Origin of the sequence: Streptomyces sp. B6B3 (assembly GCF_039871525.1) — a bacterium.
Classification (GTDB): Bacteria; Actinomycetota; Actinomycetes; order Streptomycetales; family Streptomycetaceae; genus Streptomyces.
Genome location: NZ_JBDPLU010000001.1, coordinates 554,247 through 573,729, shown reverse-complemented (window position 1 = coordinate 573,729; position 19,483 = coordinate 554,247). Strand labels below are relative to the sequence as shown.

12 protein-coding genes and 1 pseudogene are annotated in these 19,483 nt (G+C 73.2%); 10 read left to right on the top strand and 3 right to left on the bottom strand.

Annotation, left to right across the window (positions count from 1 at the left end; translation table 11 throughout):
• Window positions 1–309: 309 nt before the first annotated feature.
• From ABGB06_RS02440 to ABGB06_RS02415, 6 genes are read left to right on the top strand one after another with little or no spacing between them, the layout of a single operon-like run.
• Window positions 310–1,335, top strand: a complete 1,026-nt coding sequence (locus tag ABGB06_RS02440) for a hypothetical protein (protein WP_347584931.1) — start codon at window positions 310–312, stop codon at window positions 1,333–1,335.
• A gap of 20 nt (window positions 1,336–1,355) precedes the next feature.
• A complete protein-coding gene (locus ABGB06_RS02435; protein ID WP_347584930.1) occupies window positions 1,356–2,399 on the top strand; it encodes a hypothetical protein in 1,044 nt (347 codons plus the stop codon).
• 35 nt (window positions 2,400–2,434) lie between these two features.
• Window positions 2,435–3,289 carry an acyltransferase domain-containing protein gene (locus ABGB06_RS02430; RefSeq protein WP_347584929.1) on the top strand — a complete coding sequence of 285 codons (855 nt, stop codon included), beginning with the start codon at window positions 2,435–2,437 and terminating at the stop codon, window positions 3,287–3,289.
• Window positions 3,286–6,966, top strand: coding sequence for an SDR family NAD(P)-dependent oxidoreductase (locus tag ABGB06_RS02425; protein ID WP_347584928.1), 3,681 nt, complete (start codon window positions 3,286–3,288; stop codon window positions 6,964–6,966). Before ABGB06_RS02430 ends, ABGB06_RS02425 begins: the two co-directional genes overlap by 4 nt.
• A gap of 1 nt (window position 6,967) precedes the next feature.
• Entirely contained in the window at window positions 6,968–8,350 is a 1,383-nt protein-coding gene (locus ABGB06_RS02420) for an MATE family efflux transporter (protein ID WP_347584927.1), read from the top strand.
• Window positions 8,347–9,537 (top strand): glycosyltransferase family 4 protein, encoded by a 1,191-nt coding sequence (locus tag ABGB06_RS02415; RefSeq protein WP_347584926.1) that lies wholly within the window; start codon window positions 8,347–8,349, stop codon window positions 9,535–9,537. The genes ABGB06_RS02420 and ABGB06_RS02415 overlap by 4 nt, the downstream gene beginning before the upstream one ends.
• A 97-nt stretch (window positions 9,538–9,634) precedes the next feature.
• Here ABGB06_RS02415 and ABGB06_RS02410 read toward each other — a convergent pair whose 3' ends face one another.
• Window positions 9,635–10,261 carry a TetR/AcrR family transcriptional regulator gene (locus ABGB06_RS02410; RefSeq protein ID WP_347584925.1) on the bottom strand — a complete coding sequence of 209 codons (627 nt, stop codon included), beginning with the start codon at window positions 10,259–10,261 and terminating at the stop codon, window positions 9,635–9,637.
• 56 nt (window positions 10,262–10,317) lie between these two features.
• Here ABGB06_RS02410 and ABGB06_RS02405 point away from each other — a divergent pair, with 56 nt between their 5' ends.
• The gene (locus tag ABGB06_RS02405; protein ID WP_347584924.1) at window positions 10,318–11,916 is read left to right on the top strand and encodes an MFS transporter; all 1,599 of its coding nucleotides are present in this window, start codon (window positions 10,318–10,320) and stop codon (window positions 11,914–11,916) included.
• A gap of 13 nt (window positions 11,917–11,929) precedes the next feature.
• Here the strand turns inward: ABGB06_RS02405 and ABGB06_RS02400 are convergent, their stop codons facing one another.
• Together ABGB06_RS02400 and ABGB06_RS02395 are read right to left on the bottom strand one after the other, a co-directional pair.
• Window positions 11,930–12,682, bottom strand: a complete 753-nt coding sequence (locus tag ABGB06_RS02400) for a class I SAM-dependent methyltransferase (protein WP_347584923.1) — start codon at window positions 12,680–12,682, stop codon at window positions 11,930–11,932.
• Between the two features lie 196 nt (window positions 12,683–12,878).
• Window positions 12,879–13,760 (bottom strand): annotated as a pseudogene (locus ABGB06_RS02395) (family 43 glycosylhydrolase); the annotation flags it as partial.
• Between the two features lie 498 nt (window positions 13,761–14,258).
• On the opposite strand from ABGB06_RS02395, the gene ABGB06_RS02390 reads away from it, so the two are divergent.
• From ABGB06_RS02390 to ABGB06_RS02380, 3 genes are all read left to right on the top strand, one after another.
• The gene (locus tag ABGB06_RS02390; RefSeq protein WP_347585429.1) at window positions 14,259–15,587 is read left to right on the top strand and encodes a DUF2252 domain-containing protein; all 1,329 of its coding nucleotides are present in this window, start codon (window positions 14,259–14,261) and stop codon (window positions 15,585–15,587) included.
• A 495-nt stretch (window positions 15,588–16,082) separates the two neighbouring features.
• Complete coding sequence (locus tag ABGB06_RS02385) at window positions 16,083–17,063, top strand: sugar phosphate isomerase/epimerase (protein WP_347584922.1); 981 nt, start codon at window positions 16,083–16,085, stop codon at window positions 17,061–17,063.
• Between the two features lie 205 nt (window positions 17,064–17,268).
• A complete protein-coding gene (locus ABGB06_RS02380; protein WP_347584921.1) occupies window positions 17,269–19,404 on the top strand; it encodes a PQQ-dependent sugar dehydrogenase in 2,136 nt (711 codons plus the stop codon).
• Window positions 19,405–19,483 lie beyond the last annotated feature (79 nt).

Here is a 19,483-nt window from a genome sequence, read left to right as displayed (position 1 = left end):
GCATTAATCGACGCATTGCGTGTCGCGCGGGAATACGAACGCGACCAGGGCAGCACGGAGCGCGACCGGGCGACCGGCATTGTGCGGGGCACCCTCGCCCGACCTCACCCTCCTGGACTCGCCTGACCAGCGGACATGCCCAGATTTTGTTTCGGTTTGAATTAAAGGTCCGCGCCCTCTGCCCGAAAGGTTGCGCCGAAAGGCGGCCCTTCCGAAAGATTTCCGAATTCGTTGACCGGCCGCAGAGGGCGCTGACATCGTGCGCACCATGCGCACCATGCGAACCCCATTACGTGAAGGGCCGGACCCGTGTCCGCCGACGCGATGATCACCGTGCCGGGCGTGGACCGGATCCGCACGAGGGACCCGAACAACCACCTGCACTGCCGGAAGGGACAGCTCCTGGCCTACGTCGGGAGCCGCACGACCTGGTCCGACCTGCTGATGTACGGGGCGCTCGGCACCACCTCGGCGATCTACCGGCACTGCTATCTGCGCGGCGGCGACCGCTGGGCGTTCGACACGCCCTACGTGACCGACGACGACCTGCGTCTGCTCGGGTTCGAGGTGTTCCAGGCCGGAACCGTGGACCTGGCCCGCTTCGAGTCGGGCCTTGCCGAGTTCCTCGCCGCGGGACAACCGGTGTTCTTCTACGCGCCCCGGCACCACTTTCCCTACTGGCTGGAGTTCATGCGGCGGGTCGGCACGCTTCCGGAGGAGTACGAGTTCCTCCATTCGTACCTGCTCTGCGGAGCGAGCCCCACCGACGTGCTGCTGGTCGACAACATCGCCGACGACCACGAGTTCTTCCGGACGACCGTGCCGTGGGACGTGCTGCGCGACGGCTACGCCCGGGAACCCGAGCGCTGGTTCACCGGCTGTGCCACCGTCCGGCAGGTGTCCGCCCCGGACCGGGACGGATTCGAGGCCGCGTACCGCGCGTTCCTCGACCGTTTCCGCGACGACTTCGAGGTCTACGACGCCGTGGCCGACCATCTCGTCACGGACCGCGCGTCGGTCACCGCCACGTACCGCGCGCCCGGCGTCAACAGCCTGGCACTGCTGGCCGGATCGCGGACCCTGTTCTGCCGGTTCCTGGCCCACACCGGGCACGGCGAACCGGTGCGCGCCGCCTACACCCGCATCGCCCAGCTGGCCACCGTGCTCTCGGACCGGGTCAGCGCCTTCCAGGAAGGGCTGCCCGCGCCGTCGGCGGACCGGATCCGCCGCGGCCTCACGCACCTGCGAGGGTGCGAACAGCGGGCGGCACGGCTCCTCAAGGACGAGGCAGCCACCCTTCCGCAGCTCCTGCCGGCCGCGGTCAGCAGCCGGTAGCCGCACACCGCGAGGAACCCTTGCGACCCTTATACCTGTTCAGCGGCCTGGCCGGCATGCAGGGCCCGCCACTCGCCGCCCTGCGCGCGCTGTACGCGCGGCCGGAGAACGCGCGGTACTTCACCGCCGCGGCCGAGGCGGTGGCGAGCGTGCTCGACCACGTCGGCCCGGACGCCTACCGCCGGGAGCTGCCCGACGGCATCCCGCTGACCGCCTGGCTGCGCGGCGAGACGCCGGACGCCGGCACCCTGGCGCACTCCACCGTGGACGGCCTGTGCGCCCACATCTACCAGCTGTGCCTGCTGCAACCCGCCATCGGCGGCCCGGCGGGCGACCGGACCGTGCCGGTGGCCGCCATCGGCCACAGCATGGGCCTGGCCGGCGCGATGACCGCGGGGCTGCGGATGACCAGCCGCCGGCGGTACACGGCGTTCTGCCACGACCTCATCGCGATGACCGCGCTGACGCTGATCCGCTGCCACCGGCTGGCGCCGCCGCGGACGGGCGAGGCCACCCCGATGGCGGTCGTGCAGGGCCTGCCGACCGAGGAGTTGCGCGAGCTGCTGACCGACACCCCGGTGTGGCTGGCCCTCGCGAACTCCGCCCGCTCGCACGTGCTGGCCGGGGATCCGGCCGACCTCGCCGCGTTCCGGGCGGGGCACGCGCGGCGGCTGGCCGAGCCGGGGGTGCGCTGGGCCTACCTGCGCAGCACCGCGCCGTTCCACACGCCGCTGCTGGAGCCGGCGGTGCGCGAGGCGCTGGAGGAGCGGAAGCACTTCATGACGTTCCCGCTCACCGGCGAACGGCTGGCCATGCCGGTGTACGTCGCCGACGCGCCGGTCAACCTCCAGCACCGCGAGGACCTGTTGGCCGAGGTCATGGCGCATTCGGTGTGCCGCCCGCTGGACTGGCCCGGCACCGTGCGCGCCGCGATCGAGGACTGCCGGCCCGACCAGGTGGTCGACTTCGGCCCTGGTCCGGCGGCCCGGATGTTCACCCGGGAGAGCCTGCGCGGCAGCCACAGCGGCCTGCGCTACCGCAGCGTCCCCGAACCGACCGCCTGACACCCCCTGACACTGCCTGACAAGGAGCGTCCACGATGCACTGTCTGGTCTTTCCCGGCCAGGGCGTACAGCGCAAGGGCATGGGAGCGGAGCTGTTCGAGCGGTACCCGCGGGAGACCGCGGCCGCGGACGAACTGCTCGGCTGGTCCGTGGCGCGGCTGTGCCGCGACGACCCCGACGGCCGGCTCGCCGACACCCGCCACGCGCAGCCGGCCATCTTCCTGGTCAACGCGCTGTCCTGGCTGGACCGTGCGCGCGACGGCCGGCAGTACGACCACGTCGCCGGGCACAGCCTGGGCGAGTTCAACGCGCTGGTGGCCGCCGGCGTGCTGGACCTGATGGACGGACTGGCGCTGGTCAGGCGCCGCGCCGAGCTGATGGCCGGCGTCGCCCACGGCGCGATGGTCGCGGTCGTCGGGCTGAGCTCGGAACGGGTCGAGGCGACGCTGCGCGGCGCGGGCCTCAACCTGGTGCACGTCGCCAACCGCAACAGCGACCGGCAGGTAACGGTGGCCGGCGACCGAACCCAGCTGGCGCTGGCGGTCCGGGCGCTGCGCGGCCCGGGCGTCCGGGTGCTGCCGGTGCCCGTCAGCGGCCCGTTCCACACGCCCCTGATGGCCTCGGCCGGCCGGGCGTTCGCGAAGGTCCTGCGCGCGTACGCGTTCCGCGCCGGGCACACACCGGTGATGTCCAGCGTCACCGGCACGCCGTTCGACCCGGACCGGGCGGTCGAGCTGCTCAGCCGGCAGATCTCCCACCCGGTGGAGTGGGTGCGCGCGGTCCGGGCCCTGCGCGCGGCCGGCGTCGACCACTTCGACGAGGTCAACGGCACCACCCTCACCGCCTTCATCGCACGCATCGCGGCCCAGCCCACGGAGGAGCGCGTATGAACACGCGTACGAGCACGCGCACCAGCACGGACACGGACATCGCCGTCGTCGGCCTGTCGGTCGAGGTGCCGGACGCGCCGGACCAGCACGCGTTCTGGGACGTCGTCCGCACCGGCCGCAGCCTCACCCGGCCGTTCCCGGCGCGGCGGCGCCGGGAGCTGGAGGAGTACCTGCGCTACCACTGGGAGTCGGCGCTGGTGCCGGACGCCGAGGACGACGTGGCGTTCCACGACGGCAGCTTCCTGGACCGGGTGGACCTGTTCGACCACGAGTTCTTCGGCATGACCCCGAAGCAGGCCGCGGTCACCGACCCACACCAGCGGCTGGTCCTGCGCACCATGTACCGCGCGCTGGAGGACGCCGGCTACACCGGCGCCCGGCTGGCCGGCAGCCGCACCGGCGTCTACGTCGGCTACGCGGGCAACCCCGGCTGGTCGTACCTGGAGTACTTCTCGCGCGTCGACCCCGCGCTGGGGCAGCTGGGCATCACCGGCAACATCGTCACGATGCTGGCCAACCGGCTGTCGTACCTGTTCGACCTGCGCGGCCCCAGCATGGTGCTCGACAGCGCCTGTTCGGCATCGCTGCTGGCGCTGCACCAGGCCAGGGCCGGACTGCTGCTGGGCGACTGCGAGATGGCCGTGGTGGCCGGCACCCGGATCGTGCTGGCGCCGGTGCGGCACCCGCACACCCGGATCGGCATCGAGTCGTCCGACGGCGCCACCCGCACCTTCGACGAGAACGCGGACGGCACCGGGTTCGGCGAGGGCTCCGGGGCGGTCGTGCTCAAGCGTCTCGACCGGGCGCTGGCGGACGGCGACCAGGTGTACGCGGTCGTCAAGGGCAGCGCGGTCAACCACGACGGCCGGTCCGAGATGATGACCGCGCCGGACGCCGGCGCCCAGGCCGACCTGCTGGAGTCCGCGTGGCGGGACGCCGGCGTGGAGCCCCGTTCGATCGGCTACCTGGAGGTGCACGGGACCGCCACCCGGGTCGGCGACCCGATCGAGTTCGAGGGGCTGCGGCGGGCGTTCGCCGCCCGGACCGACGACCGGCGGTTCTGCGCGGTGGGCTCGGTGAAGGCGAACATCGGCCATCTCTTCGAGGGCTCGGGCGTGATGGGCGTGATCAAGACCGCGCTGGCGCTGCGGCACCGCGTGATCCCGCCGCTGGCGAACTACGCGCGGCCGAACAGCGCCATCGACCTCAACGAGGGGCCGGTGTACGTGCCGCTCGAAGCCCGCGAATGGCCGGGCGACGGGGACGGCCCGCGGCGCGCGGGCGTCAGCGCCTTCGGCCTCGGCGGGGCCAACGCGCACGTCGTGCTGGAGGAGTTCGTTCCCGAGCCGAAGACGCCAGCGCGCTCGGCGGGCTCGGCGGGCTCGTCGCGGCCGGCGGAGCCCGAAGGGGGCCCGCGGCCGTACCTGTTCACGCTCAGCGCGCGGAGCCCGGCGTCGCTCGGCCGGCTGGTCACCCGCTACCGCGAGGCGATCGACGCCGGCCGGCTCGACGGGAACATCCGGGACGTGTGCTGGACGTCGAACGTCTCCCGCGCCGGACACCCGCACCGGCTCGCCTACACGGTCGCCGATCTGGCCGAACTGCGGGCGGCGTTGGCGGCCACCGAGGCCGGCGGGGTGCCGGACGCCGCCGGCACCGACGCCGCCCGCCACTGGGCCGGCGGCGCCGAACTCGACCTCCGCGCCCAGTACGACGGGCCCGACGGACGGCGCCCGCGGACCGTGCACCTGCCGCCGTACGAGTTCGACGAGACCCGCGCCTGGATCGACTTCCCCGAGACGTGGCGCGACCGGTTCGCCCTGGCCGCGCCGCGGGTCGAGCATCCGGTGACCCACGAGGTCGGGTTCGCGCCGGCGCCGCTCGCCACGTCCGGCGACCCGGCGGCCCGGGTGCTGGCGCTGGTGGGCCCGGACGCCGCCGACACCGTGGCCGCCGCGCTGCCACCGGACGCGGTGCTGCGCACGCCGGGCGCCGCGGACGCCGAACCCGACCGGCTCGCCGAGGAACTCGTCGACGACGAGTACACCCATCTGGTGTACGCGCCGGCCTTCGAGGACACGCCGGCGGCCGACCCCTCGGACCTCGACCGCCGGGTCGACGAGCATCTGGTCGGCCTCTTCCGGCTGGCGAAGGCGCTGATGCACGCGGGCGCGCGGGTCGACCTCGTGGTGCTGACCCGCCGGGCCCTGGCGGTGCTGCCCGGCGGGTCCGGTGAATCCGCTGTGGTCACCGAGAACGCGGCGCTCGCCGGGCTGGCCAAGGGGATCGCCCGGGAGTATCCGTACGTCACGGTGCGGGTGCTCGACGTCGACGACGCGGTGCCGGCCGAGCGGCTGCGCGCGGAGATCCTCGCCCCACAGGCCGGCGTGTACGCGCTGCGCGGCACGGACAAGTACCGCGAGACCTTCGTCGAGTTGCCGGAGATCCCGGCGGTCCGCGACACGTACCTGCGACCCGGCGGCGCCTATCTGATCACCGGCGGTCTCGGCGCCATCGGCCTGGAGACGGCCCGGCACTTCGCGGCCGCCGCCCCCGGCATCCACCTGTACCTGCTCGGCCGCACCGGCCTGCCGCCGCGCGCCGAACGGGACGCGGTCGCCGCCGACCCGCGGCATCCCGCCGCGGCGCGCGTCACGGCGGTCCGCGAGATCACCTCGCTCGGCGCGACGGTGCACCCGGTGGCCGCCGACGTCGCCGACGAGGCCGCGCTGGCGGCCACGTTGGACGCCATCCGCGCCGCGCACGGCCGGGTGGACGGCATCGTGCACGCCGCCGGCGTGCCGGGAGACAACCTCGTCGCGTACCGCGAGGCCGCGGAGTTCGCGTCCGTGCTGCGGCCGAAGCTGCGCGGCGCGTTCCTGCTGCACCACCTGACCCGGGCCGACCGGCCCGACTTCGTGCTGCACATGTCCTCGGTCGCCGCGGTGTTCCCGGCGCTCGGGCAGGCCGACTACGCGGCCGCGAACTTCTACCTGGACCATCTGGCCCGGACCCTGGACACGCCGGAGCACCGCGTGGTCAGCATCCAGTGGGTGGCCTGGCGGGAGGTCGGCATGGCGGTCGCCGCCGGCGTCAACGAGGACCTGATGTTCCGGTCGCTGCGCACCCGCGCCGGCCTCGACCTGATCGACGCGGCGCTGCGCGGCGACCGGGCCGGGTTCTTCGCCGGCGAGGTCAACTACGGCAGCGAGCTGATGGGCGTCCTGCCGACCTACCACGTGGCCCTCGCCGAGGAGATCACGGACAAGATCGACACCGGGTTGGCGGCGCTCGACGAGCGGATCAGGCAGAAGGTCGCCCGTGTGCGGGAGGCCGTGGAGGCCACCGAGGTGCGGCTCACCGGGCGCCCCGACGGCGACTACACCGAAAGCGAGTGGCTGGTGGGCCGCTGCCTGTCGCACGCCGTCGGCTACTCGACGATCGACGTGCACGCCGACTTCCGGGACATGGGCGGCGACTCGATCATGGCGCTGACCATCGGCAGCAACATCTCCGCCTGCCTGGGCCGCCCGTTCGACACCGTCGACCTGATGAGCGAGCGCACCGTGGTCGCCATCGGCCAGCTCATCGACACCAAGTACGACGCCGACGCGGCGGACGCGGCGGACGATGACGACGCCTGGCTCGACGAGTTGCTGACCGCGCCAGGGGACTGACGTGCCGGACCTCATCCAGGGGCCGCCGCTGACCGGCATCGTCGGGATCGCGGCCCCGTTGGCCCTGGCCAGCCTGCTCCAGCAGGGCTACCTGCTGGTCGACAGCGCGGTCGTCGGCCGGTACGTGGGCGTCACCGGGCTGGCCGCGATGGGCGCGGCCCAGCCGCTGTACGCGATCCTCAGCTCGCTGTTCACCGGCGTCTCCGGCGCGTTCGCGGTGCGGTTCGGGCACCTCACCGGCGCCGGGCGGCAGCACGACGACACGAGCGCGCTGGTGGCGCTCGCGGTCTGCACCGCGGCGTGGTCGGCGGTCTGCGCCGCGGCCGCGGTGCTGGCCGCCCGGCCGCTGCTGGCGCTGATGGGCGTGACCGGCGAGGTCGCCGCCGCGGCCCACACGTTCGTGGTGACGCTGTGCTCGGGCATGGGCGCGATCTTCGCGCTCGGCGCGGTGTGCGCGGTCCTGACCGGCCGCGGCGACGCCCGCCGGGCCACCGGCCTGATGATCGCCGCGAGCGTGCTGAACGCGGCGTTCGCCTGGCTCTTCGTGGGCGGCTGGCGGCTCGGCATCGCCGGCGCGGCGCTGGCCGTGCTCGCCGCCAACGCGCTGACCGCGGTGGTCGGGGTGGCCCGCCTGGTGCGCGAACAGCGGCGGCGGCCGTCCGGGGCGGCGGCGGTCACGGCCGCCACGGTGCGCGCGGAGGTGCGGCGGGCGCTGCGGATCGGCACGCCGATGGCCGTGCAGTACCTGCTGATCGGCGTCGGCGTGCTGGTCCTGGTGTGGATCATCACGCCGTTCGGCGAGGCGGCGCTCGCGGCGCTGACCGTGGTCGCCCGGCTTGAGCTGCTGACCAGCGTGCTGTTCCTGACGCTGTCCGGCGCCCTGATGGTGTTCACCGCGCAGAACACCGGCGCCCGGGAAAACGGGCGCGTCCGGGACGGGATCCGCCACGCCGTCTGGCTCGGCACCGCGCTCACCGCGCTGGTGTCGCTGCTGCTGCTCACCCAACGCGGGCCGATCGCCGCGCTGTTCTCCGACGGTCCGGAGACCCGGCTGATCACCGAGCGGTACATCCTGGTCACCGCGCCGTTCTTCCTGTGCTACACGCTGACGGTCGTGCTGCACGGCTGGTTCAACGGCATCGCCCGCACCGTCGTGCCGTTGGTCTGCACGGTGGTGTCGCTGGGCGCCGTGCGGCTGCCGTTGTCGTACACGCTGGGCCACGCATGGGGCGTCGACGGCGTCATGTGGGCGACGGTGATCGGCTGGGCCGTCGGCCTCGGCTACACGCTGCTGGCCACCCGGAGCGCGGTCACCGCGCCGCTCCCTCCTCCGGATCGAGAGGGCGAACCGATGACGGCCACGGACGCCGGGGGCGAACGGTGATCCGCTCACTCTTCGTCAGCGACATCCTGCCCCGCCGCCCCGCCGGGGGCGCGGTGCAGCGGATGCACGTGGTCACCGGGGCGCTCGCCGACCTGGGCCCGGTGGACGCGCTCTACCTCGTGCCGCCCGGCACCCCCGCGCCGGCGCCCGACGAGGCCGGCCACTTCGTCCGCACCGGCGTCGCCGCCGTGCCGCCGTACACCGGCACGCGCGCCTTCCTGGAGATCGCCGCGCGCGGTCCCTCCGCCGCCTACGCCGGTCACCAGCGGCGCGTGCTCGCCCCCACCGCCCTGCCTGCCTGGTCCACCGAAACCCGCTACGACGTGGTGTGGTTCAACCGGGAACGCGCCTGGCTGCCGCTGCGTGGCCGGTTCACCGGCCGCACCGTCGTGGACGTGGACGACTTCGAGGACGTGCTGATCCGCCGCTGGGTGCGGCTCGGCCGGGGCGTGTGGGGCGCGCCGCTGACGCCGTGGCAGCGGCTGCAGGCGCGCCGTTCGATCGCCTGGTGGGGCCGCGTGCACCGGCGGGTGGCGCGGGACGCGGCCGTGGCCGTGGTCGCCTGCGCGGGCGACGCGGCCCGGCTGGGCGCGGGGCGGACGGTGGTGGTGCCGAACACGTATCCCGTGCCCGCGCCGGGGCCGCCGCGCGCCGACGGCGGCGCGACCATCCTGTTCCAGGGCTCCTTCGACTGGGCGCCCAACGCGGACGGCGCCGCCTGGCTGACCGGCGAGGTCCTGCCGCTGATCCGGGACCGGGTGCCGGAGGCGAGGGTCGTGCTGGCCGGCGAGTCCACCCCGGACGTCGCGGCACTGGCCGGCCCGCACGTCGAGGTCACCGGCGCGGTCCCGAGCATGACGCCCCGACTGCGGGCCGCCGATCTGGTGGTGGTCCCGTTGCGGGTGGGCAGCGGCACCCGCATCAAGATCCTGGAGGCGTTCGCGCACGGTGTGCCGGTGGTCAGCACCACGATCGGCGCCGAGGGCCTCGACGCCGTCCCCGGTGAGCATCTGGCCGTCGCCGACACCGCCGACGGCCTGGCCCGGCACTGCGCGGACCTGCTCACCGACCCGGCCCGGCGGACCACGATGGCCGCCGCCGCGAGCCGACTGCACGCCGGCCGGCACCTCCCCGAACACGCGGCCGGCCTCGTGCGGTTGGCGGCCCGGCGGGGGGCGGTGGGGTAGCACCTGCGTGCGGTTTCGTGATCCGCCGCGCCGCCACCAACGGTACGGCCCGACTTGTCCGCCGGCTCCGGCCACAGCCGGGAATCCCACGCGCGGCTCAGTCCCCCGGTGGTGGTCCGGGCGGCGGTGCCTGGGCGGGCAGGAGGGCGTCGAGCCAGCCGGTGACCACCGCGCGGATCAGCTCGGGCGGCGTCTGGTCGGGCCACATCGCGGCGCGGAAGGACAGGCCCTCGGTGAGGGCGCGGAACTCGGCGACCAGGGTCTCGACGTCCCGGCCCGGCGCGATGCCGCCCTCCCCGGCCAGCCCCTCGATGCCGCTGCGGCACAGGTCGGTGATCTCGTCGTTGACGGTGGCGGCGATCTCGCGGAACGCCGGGACCACCCGGGCGCGGGCCATGAACGCGTAGTAGATGGCGTTGGACTGCCGGGACTCCTCGTCCAGCGGGAGGAGCGCCCACAGGTAGCGCTCGACGACCTCCCGTGCGGTGCCCTCGTGGGAGATCGCGGCGAGCCGGGCGGCGTCGCGTTCGTCCACCAGCCGGAGGGCGTAGCGCTGGAGTTCCTCCTGGCTGCCGAAGTAGTGGCTGATCGCGCCGAGCGACAGCCCGGCCTCGGTGGCCACCGCGCGCACCGTGGCGCGCTCCAACCCCTCCCGGGCGACGACGCGCCACAGGGCCTCGGCCACCTGACGGCGGCGCTGGTCATGATCGACATGGCGGGGCACTCGTGACATGGTAGCCGCGGGACGTAGTAGATCAATTGTTCTGTTACCGTGGGTACATGACTGGGGGGAGCGCAGAGAACGGGGAGTGGGCGACGCGGCGCGAGTCGCACGCCCTGTGGGCCGCCGCGCTGGCCAACGGCCCGGCCGAGCTGGTGGACTTCGTGCTGCCGCTCTGGTCAGGGCTGGAACTCGGCCTGAGCGCCACCGAGGCGGGGATCCTGATGGCGCTGGAGATGGCGGTCTCGGTGCTGGTTCGCCCGCTGGCCGGGGTGCTGGCCGACACCCGCGACCGGCGCCGGGTGGCGGCCGTGGGCGCCGTGCTGTACGGGGTGGCCTGCGTCGGATACGCGGTGGCCGGCGCGTTCGCCGTGGCCGCGGGCGCCGCGGTGCTCAGCGGCGTCGGCGGGGCGCTGCTGTGGGTGACGGTCCGGGCCATGGTCGGGGAGCGGCTGGCCGAGGACTCGGCGGTCTACCCCCGGCTGATGGGCGCCCAGGAGAACGGCGCGTGGGTCGCCTTCCTCACCGGCCTGTCCGTGCTGGGGGTGGCCGGCTTCCCCGGACTGTTCCACGGCTGCGCCGCGGCCTGCCTGCTCGCCGCCGCGATGCTGCTGACGGCACCCCGCCGCCGGGCGGCTCCGAGCCCGGCGACGGCCGGGGGTCGCGGTGGCGGCGCGGGCCTGGTCCGCGGGTTGCGGCCGATGCTGTTGGCGGTGGCGTTCACCATGACCGCCGAGGCGGCGGTCGCCATGCTGCTCCTGCTGCACCTCGAACGCGGCTTCGGGATGGGCGTGGTGGAGGCGGCGTACGTCTTCCTGCCCGGCGCGATCGTGATGGGCCTGCTGCCGGAGCGGCTGCACGCCCTGGTGGTGCGGTTCGGCCGCACCCGGCTGCTGGCGGCGGCCTCCGTGTCCAGCGCGGGCTTCGCGGTCGGACTCGCCTGGGCGCCGAACCCGTGGGTGATCGCCGGGCTGTGGGTGCTCAGCGGCGTCGCCTGGGCGGTGGTGATACCGGTTCAGGAGGCCGTGATCGCGGAGGCGTCCGGCGGGCGGATCGGACGCGGCATGGGCCTGTACGAGGCGGCGGCGCTCGTCGGCGCCGCGGTCGGCGCGCTGGCGGCCGGCATCCTGTACGACGCCAGCTCCTGGACCGTCGCCTGCCTGGTCGCGTCCTGCATCATCCTGGCCGGGGCCGTCGTGGTCCCCCGCGCGGTCCGCTCCCTGGGCGTCGCGGAGCACCCACCGCCGGCGCCCGTGCGGCCCGAGCGGCCCGAGCGGGCGCCAAGCGCCGCGGCCGGCGCGACGGAAGCCCCGGCGCCCGGACCGGCCGCCGCCGCGGAGATACCGGAGGCACCGGTCGCACGGGCGCCCGCGGCGGGCCCGGGCCCGCGTCGCCAGCTGGCGGAGCTGGCCGCGCACGCCGCGTTGTTCGCCGGCGCGCACGTCGCGCTCGGCCTCGCCGACCTGTCCTGGCTGGTGGACCTGGCGACCGAGGACACCCGGGAGACGCTGCTGCGCGGCAACGGCGCACGCGAGGACCTCGACGACGGCCTCTCCGACGTCCTCTACGGCGCGGGCCGGATATGGGTGTTCGTGCTGCTGGTCGACGTGGCCGTGCGCGGCTACCGGATGATGGCCGCGACGGCCCGCGCCCGGTAGGGCGGATCAGGTCTCAGGTCCGGATCATCGTCCAGGTCAGGAACGTGTACCGCAGGTCGTGCTCCGCCCAGTGCACGCAGCGTTCCTCCGACCGCAGGTCCACCGGTCCGGTGAGCTCCAGACCGTGGGTCGCCGCCAGCGCGAACGCCGCCTCCATCTCCCGCCGGTCGAACACCCGGATCGGCCCGCCGTAGGCGCGTCGGCCACGCGTGTCGGTGGGCTCCGCGAAGTAGTCGGTCGACGTGACCAGCACCCCGCCGGGACGCAGGATGCGCGCCATCTCCGCGAAGTACGCGGCCAGGTCGACGCCGTGCTCGATAACGCTCAGGCAGGTGACCGCGTCGAAATGCCCGTCGGCGAAACGGGTCGCGGTGAGGTCGCCGTGCTCCAGCCGGATCGGTCCGCAGCGGACCGGGCGTTGGAAGACCAGGTTGATGCCGGTCAGGTCGCGATAGCCGTACAGATAGAGCCAGCGCAGGAGTTGCGAATAGTACTCGGCGCCCGCGTCCAACACCCGCGCCTCGGGCCCGGTACGGCTCAGCACCTCGTGCAGCGCCCCCAACGAGTCCCACGTCTTCGGCGCGTCCCACACCGGCGGCAGCCCGAGCCGTTCGGCCTCCGCGACCGCGGCGTCGATCTCGTCCCGATCGCGCAGCACGGCGTTGACCGGAAACGTCGCCGGCGGCTCCCGGTGCCCGAGCCGCCAACGCAGGGCCATGTAGAGCGGAAACCCGAACCGGGTGTACTCCAGCAACGTGGTGGTCATGACCGCCACGCTAGGCATTTCCGTGGCCGCGTCGGGGAGTTGACGTGCCCGGCACGACGAGGGTGCGCTAATTCCTGGCGGTGTTGCCCGATCGGCGGGTGAGGCGTTGCCTGTGGGGACACGGAAGGCGGGGCCGCGGGGCCTGGGAGGGTGCGCGGCACCCGCCTTCCGTGCGTTCGGTCGCGCGGTCGCGCGGTCAGCGGTCTCCCTGGGGGATGGGGTGGGGGTCGACGCCGTCCAGCGTCGGGGTGACCGGCTGCATGAGGTTGTCGTCGGAGAAGCGCAGCTCGTCGATGGCGGTCTCGCGGTGCGTGCCGTCGCCGTCCGGGATGGCGAACCGGTGGTAGACGACGTACCAGGCGTCGGTGCCCGGCACCTGGATCACCGAGTTGTGGCCGGTGCCGAGGATGCCCTGCCCGGGGTCCTTCTGGAGGATCACGCCGTGGTTGGTGAACGGGCCCGTGGGGGTGGGGGCGGTGGCGTAGCCGACCCGGTAGTCCTCGCTGCGGGTGTCGTCGATCGAGTACGTCAGGTGGTAGGTGCCGTCGCGTTTCACCATGAACAGGCCCTCGCGGAAGTCGGCGAGGTTCGGGATCTCCACCACCCGGTCGGGGTCGAAGGAGACCATGTCGTCGTTGAGCGGGACCACCCAGGCGGAGCCGTTGCCCCAGTACAGGTACGGCTGGCCGTCGTCGTCGGTGAACACGGCGGGGTCGATGGCCTGTCCCGAGCCGTCCGGGTTGGCGGGGATCAGCGGCTCGCCCACGTCGGTGAACGGGCCGAGCGGCGAGTCCGAGACCGCGACGCCGATCTGGGCCTCGGCGCAGAAGTAGAAGTAGTACCTGCCGTCCCGTTCGGCGATGGTGGGCGCCCAGGCGCGCGACTCGGCCCAGTCGACGTCGGGGCCGAGATCGAGGATGACGTCGTGCTCCTCCCAGTGGACCAGATCCCTGGACGACCAGACGCTGAACGTCGTTCCGCTCCAGCCCTCGAAGCCGTCGGTGGTCGGGTAGAGGTAGTAGGTGTCGCCGAAGGCGACGATGTTCGGATCGGCGTGGTAGCCGGGGAGCACGGGGTTGCTCCGCGGCTCGGGGGATTCGGCGGCGGGCCCGGCGGCGGGCTCGGCCGCCGCGGTGGCCGGGGGCGCGTCCACCAGGCCCACGGCCGTGGCCAGGACGAGGGCCAGGGCCGCCAGCAGGGCGCGGAGTCGGACCGCCCCGGCCTCACATGCGCGCATCACTCCCATAAACCATCAAACTCCCTCGAAGCGGGGCGTGTTTGCGTAAACATCAACGTGCGGACGTTGGTGAGTATGGAGTGATCCTGTCCACAGTCAAGCCCTCTCGCACAGGAAACCTCAGAAACCAACGCGCCGGGTCGGCGCCGTACCGACCCGGTCGTGGCCCGGGACTGACCGCGAGTAGCCTCGGCGCGGTGGAGGGTCGGCGCGGCACGCGCCGGCGGGGAACACGTCGCCAGGAGGCGCATCACGATGTCGTCCGAGTCGTCCGAGTCGTCCGAGTCATCGGATCTGCCTGACTCCTCGACCCAGCGGGCCGTGCGGGCCAAGCGGGCCATGTCCGCCCACGCGGAGCGGCGCGGCGAGGAGATGCTCACCGTGTTCGACACCGCCTTCGGGCAGCTGCTCACGGCCGACCCGACCGCGTTCCGGATGAAGTTCCGGAAGATGGCGGCCTCGGCCTTCGCGTTCTACCGGGGCACGGCCTGCCTCTTCTACCACGACGTGGACACCCGGCGGGCGCGGAACGCGGACAGCGACTTCCTGGACGAGCACACCTCCCGGGTGTGGATCCACGGCGACCTGCACGCCGAGAACTTCGGCACCTACCTGGCGTCCAACGGCCGGCTGATCTTCAACGTCAACGACTTCGACGAGGCGTACGTCGGCCCGTTCACCTGGGACCTGAAGCGGTTCGCCGCCTCGGTCGCGCTGATCGGCTACACCAAGGCGCTCAGCGACGAGATGATCAGCGAGCTGGTCCGCACCTACGCGGCCGCCTACCGGGAGCGGATCGGCGCGCTGGCCGCCGGCGTCGCGCCCGCGGAGGTGCCGCCGTTCACCCTGGACACGGCCCGCGGCCCGCTGCTCGGCGCGCTGCATGACGCCCGCGCCCGCACCCGTTTCCACCTGCTCGCATCGATGACCGAGATCCGTGGCTTCGAGCGGCGGTTCACGCCGGGCGGCGGGGCGTTGGAGCTGGACGCGGCGACCCGGCGGAAGGTGCTGGACGCGTTCGAGGGCTATCTGGCGACGCTGCCCGAGTCGAGCCTGACCCGGCCCGACTCGCACCGGGTGAAGGACGTGGTGGGGCGCCGCGGCATCGGCATCGGCAGCGCGGGCCTCCCGTCGTACAACATCCTGCTGGAGGGCAACAGCGACGCCCTGGAGAACGACGTCGTGATCTACCTGAAGCAGGCGGGCGTCCCCGCGGTCTCCCGGCACGTCACGGACGCGGCGGTGCGCGAGTACTTCCTGCACGAGGGCCACCGCACGGTCATCTCGCAGCGCGCGCTGCAGGCGCATGCCGATCCGTGGCTCGGCTGGACCGAACTGGACGGCGAGGGCCAGCTGGTCGCCGAGGTGTCGCCGTACGCGGTGGACCTGGACTGGTCGGACCTCGACGAGCCGGAGGAGATCGCCGAGGTGGTCGCCGACCTGGGGCGGGCCACCGCGACCATGCACGCCGCGGCCGACGACGAGTCGAGCGGCCACTCACTGGTGCCGTACTCCACAGAGCGGGCCATCGACGCGGCGATCGGCTCGGACGAGGCCGGATTCGCCGACCTGCTGGTGGACTTCGCGCACGACTACGGCGCCCGGGCCAGAACCGACCACCAGATCTTCGTGGACCTCTTCCGCAACGGCCGCATCCCCGGCCTGTGACCGCCTGAGTCCCACGGGCCGAGCCCGATGGGGGCCGCCCGCTGCCCGGCGGCCCCCTCGCCGCCCGCGACACCAGCGGCGGCGGCGCCTCCCGGGGCTCCGAGGGCCCGGGGGCACGCGCCGCTCTGCCGTGATCCTCCCCGCGCCCCCGGAACGCGGGCCGATCCACGGCTCGTGCGGGCCGCGCGGAGGGCCGCTCGACGCGTCGCGGGATCCCGCGCGGCGAGCGCCACGCTCAGCCGATCCGTGCTCGCGCACCGTTCGCCTGACGGTCCGTCGGGTGACCGCGCGTGCGCCGATGTGCACGGGGCGAACACTTTGCCCTTGGGCCTCACGAGTTTCGCATTCGAGTGCGGAACTTTCTATTGACGCCGTTTAAAGTCCTTCCTACTTTGTCCGCACTGGTGCCGTCGCACCCCCGCCCAGGAGTACGAGGACCACTACCCCACCCGACCTCCGCCAGCCCTGCCCAGAGATGAGTGACAGGAGAGCCGTATGTGTTACGGATTGCCGGACGATCAGGCGCTCGCCGCGGCGCGCGCCCACCGCGCGCCAGGCAGGCGTTCGCTGCTGAAGGGCGCGTTCGCGGCGGGGCTCGGCTCGGTCGCCGCCGTCGCCGCCTCCGCGGGCACGGCCAGCGCGCACGGTCGCGGCCAGGACTGGGACTGGGACTGGGGGTGGGGATCGGCCCACGTGCCGCGCCATCGCATCAGCCTCCAGCTGTACTCGATGCGGGACGACCTGAACGGCGACGTCGGCTTCGACGAGACGCTGCGCCAGGTCGCGGAGCTGGGCTACCCCCGGGTCGAGCAGGCGCTCGGCTACTTCGGCCGCACCGCCGAGGAACTGCGCGACTTCTATGACGAGTTGGGCATCCGCTGCACCTCCAGCCACGACGGCATCAGCGAGGACGAGGACGCCCTGCGGACCAAGCTGCGCAACGCGCGGACCCTCGGCCAGTCCTTCATGGTGGTGCCCTACCTCCAGTCCGAGAAGCTGGACGACTGGAAGCGCTGGGCGGAGCAGATGAACCAGGAGGCGGCGGCCGCCCGCCGGTTCGGGCTGCACTACGGCTACCACAACCACGCCCACGAGTTCACCACCGACCTCGGCCGCGGCCGCACGCCGTGGGACGTGCTCACCTCGGAACTCGACCCGCATCTGGTGCACCTGGAGATCGACATCTACTGGGCGGTCACCGGCGGCATCGAGAGCGGCGACGGCGTCCGCGACCCCGAGGGCTTCGCGATCGACGTGATCCGCCGCGCCCCGCAGCGGGTGCTCCAGTACCACGTCAAGGACCGCGACCCGGAGACCGGCGACATGTGCGACCTGGGCACCGGCATGATCGACTTCCGCCCGATCTTCCGGGCCCACGACGTGCTCGAGTACATCGTCGAGAACGACACCCCCGACGTCACCCCGCAGCAGACCGCCGCGGTCGGCTACGACTACCTGCGCGGCCTGCGCTGCTGACGCCGCGCCCCGCGCGCGGCCTCCCCCGATCGCTCCCCCGGGTCCCGGGTCCCCCCACCCACCTCTCCCCCGCCTTCCAGGATCAGCGCCGCCGGCCGGCGGCCACCAACCGCCGGCCCCTCGCTCCCCCGGCCCGCGGCCCGGCAGCCGCGAAGCCGTACCCCCCACCTCGTTGGGAAGCCACGGAACGCCATGAAAGGCAACCATGCGTCGCACCATCCCCGTACTCGCCACCGTGGCCCTGGTCGCCACGGCCCTCATCAACGCGCCCATCCCCTCGGCCGCGCACGGCGGACACCATCCGGACGATCCACCCGCCGACAGCGACTTCCAGAAGGTCACCCTCAACGACACCCCGGGTGAGCCGATCGACCTGGTGGTCCTGCCGGACAGCCGGGTGCTGCACACCACCCGCGCCGGCGAGGTCTGGCTCAACGACGCCGACACCGGCACGAACACCCTCGCCGCGGAGCTGGACGTCTACCAGCACGACGAGGAGGGCCTGCAGAGCATCGCGGTGGACCCGGGATTCGGCATCACCAACAAGTGGATCTACCTCTACTACGCGCCGCCGTTGAACACCCCGGAGGACGACCCCGACACCCCGGACGTCAACGAGGGCGACGCGCCGACCAGCGGCGAACCGGCGGACTTCGAGCCGTTCGAGGGCGTCAACCGGCTGTCCCGCTTCAAGCTGACCGGCGACGAGATCGACCTGTCCAGCGAGCAGCAGATCATGGAGGTGGAGACCAGCCGCGGCCAGTGCTGCCACGTCGGCGGTGACATCACCTTCGACAGCGACGGCCACCTCTACCTGTCCACGGGTGACGACACCGACCCGTTCGCCTCCGCCGGCTACACGCCGATCGACGAACGGGAGGGCCGCAGCCCGTACTTCGACGCGCAGCGCACCGCCGCCAACACCAACGACCTGCGCGGCAAGGTGCTCCGCATCGACGTGCGGCGGGACGGCTCGTACGACATCCCCGAGGGCAACCTCTTCGAGCCCGGCACGGAGGGCACCCGGCCCGAGATCTACCTGATGGGGCTGCGCAACCCGTTCCGAATAGAGATCAACCCGCGGACCGACGAGCTGTACGTCGGCGACTACTCGCCGGACGCCGGCCAGGCGGACCCGGAGCGCGGACCCGCCGGCACCGGCAAGTGGTTCTCCACCCAGGAAGCCGGCAACTACGGCTGGCCGTACTGCGCGACCGCCGAGCTGCCGTACGTCGACTACGACTTCGAGACGCAGGAGTCGGGCGAGGAGTTCGACTGCGCGGCCCCGGTCAACGAGTCGCCGCACAACACCGGCCTGACCGAACTGCCGCCGGTGCAGCAGCCGCAGATCTGGTACCCGGGCGCCGAGTCGGCGGAGTTCCCCGAGCTGGGCACCGGCGGCATCGCCCCGATGGCCGGACCCGCGTACGACTGGAGCTTCTGGACCGCCCTCGACCCGACCCCGGTCGCCTGGCCGAAGAGCTTCGACGGACTGCCGCTCTTCTACGACTGGACCCGGGACTACATCAAGGGCTTCGAGCTCGACGGCCCGGCCGGCGAGCTGAGCAGCATCCAGGACGTCCTGCCGAGCATGGACGTCGTCGGCGTCATCGACATGGAGTTCGGCCCCGACGGCGCGCTGTACGTGCTGGAGTACGGCTCCGGGTACTTCGCCGAGAACGAGGAGGCCCAGCTCGCCCGCATCGACTACATCGGGCCGAACGGCAACCACTCGCCGGAGCCCGCGGTCGCCGCGGACGTCACCAGCGCCCAGGAGCCGCCGCTCACCGTGAACTTCTCCAGCGAGGGGACCACGGACGCGGACGGCGACCGGCTGCGCTACGAGTGGGACTTCGACTCGGACGGCCGGGTCGACTCCCGCGAGCCCAACCCGACCCACACCTACACCGAGGTCGGCGCCTACGCGGCCAGCCTCCAGGTCACCGACGTGGGCGGCCGGCACCGGGGCCGCTCGGCCTCCGCGGAGGTGCAGATCGTGGTGGGCAACGAGGCCCCGACCGTGACCTTCGCGACCCCGGAGGACGGGCAGGAGTTCCACTTCGGTGACCGCGTCGCGTACGAGGTGCAGGTGACGGACGACCAGCCCGTGGACTGCTCCCGGGTGTCCGTGGACTACGTCCTCGGCCACGACGACCACGGGCACGGCATGTCCACGTCCTACGGGTGCACCGGCACGATCCTGACGTCCGTGCCGGACGGCCACGATCCGGAACACGACGACCTGCACGGCGTCTTCCACGCCAGCTACACCGACCCGGGCGAGGACGGGCTCCCCGAGCTCAGCGGCAGTGCCGAGGTGGTGTTGACCCCGGCGCACTGACCGATCTCGGGGGCCGACCCCCCGTTCCCGCCCACCCGGCCCCGCCGCGGGCGCGGAATGTCGGGGAGCCGGGCGCGCG

Coding starts and splice junctions, on each gene's coding strand:
- ABGB06_RS02430 (WP_347584929.1), top strand. CDS start 2,435: ATGCACTGTCTGGTCTTTCCCGGCCAGGGCGTACAGCGCAAGGGCATG.
- ABGB06_RS02425 (WP_347584928.1), top strand. CDS start 3,286: ATGAACACGCGTACGAGCACGCGCACCAGCACGGACACGGACATCGCC.
- ABGB06_RS02405 (WP_347584924.1), top strand. CDS start 10,318: ATGACTGGGGGGAGCGCAGAGAACGGGGAGTGGGCGACGCGGCGCGAG.
- ABGB06_RS02400 (WP_347584923.1), bottom strand. CDS start 12,682: ATGACCACCACGTTGCTGGAGTACACCCGGTTCGGGTTTCCGCTCTAC.
- ABGB06_RS02390 (WP_347585429.1), top strand. CDS start 14,259: ATGTCCGCCCACGCGGAGCGGCGCGGCGAGGAGATGCTCACCGTGTTC.
- ABGB06_RS02385 (WP_347584922.1), top strand. CDS start 16,083: ATGTGTTACGGATTGCCGGACGATCAGGCGCTCGCCGCGGCGCGCGCC.
- ABGB06_RS02380 (WP_347584921.1), top strand. CDS start 17,269: ATGCGTCGCACCATCCCCGTACTCGCCACCGTGGCCCTGGTCGCCACG.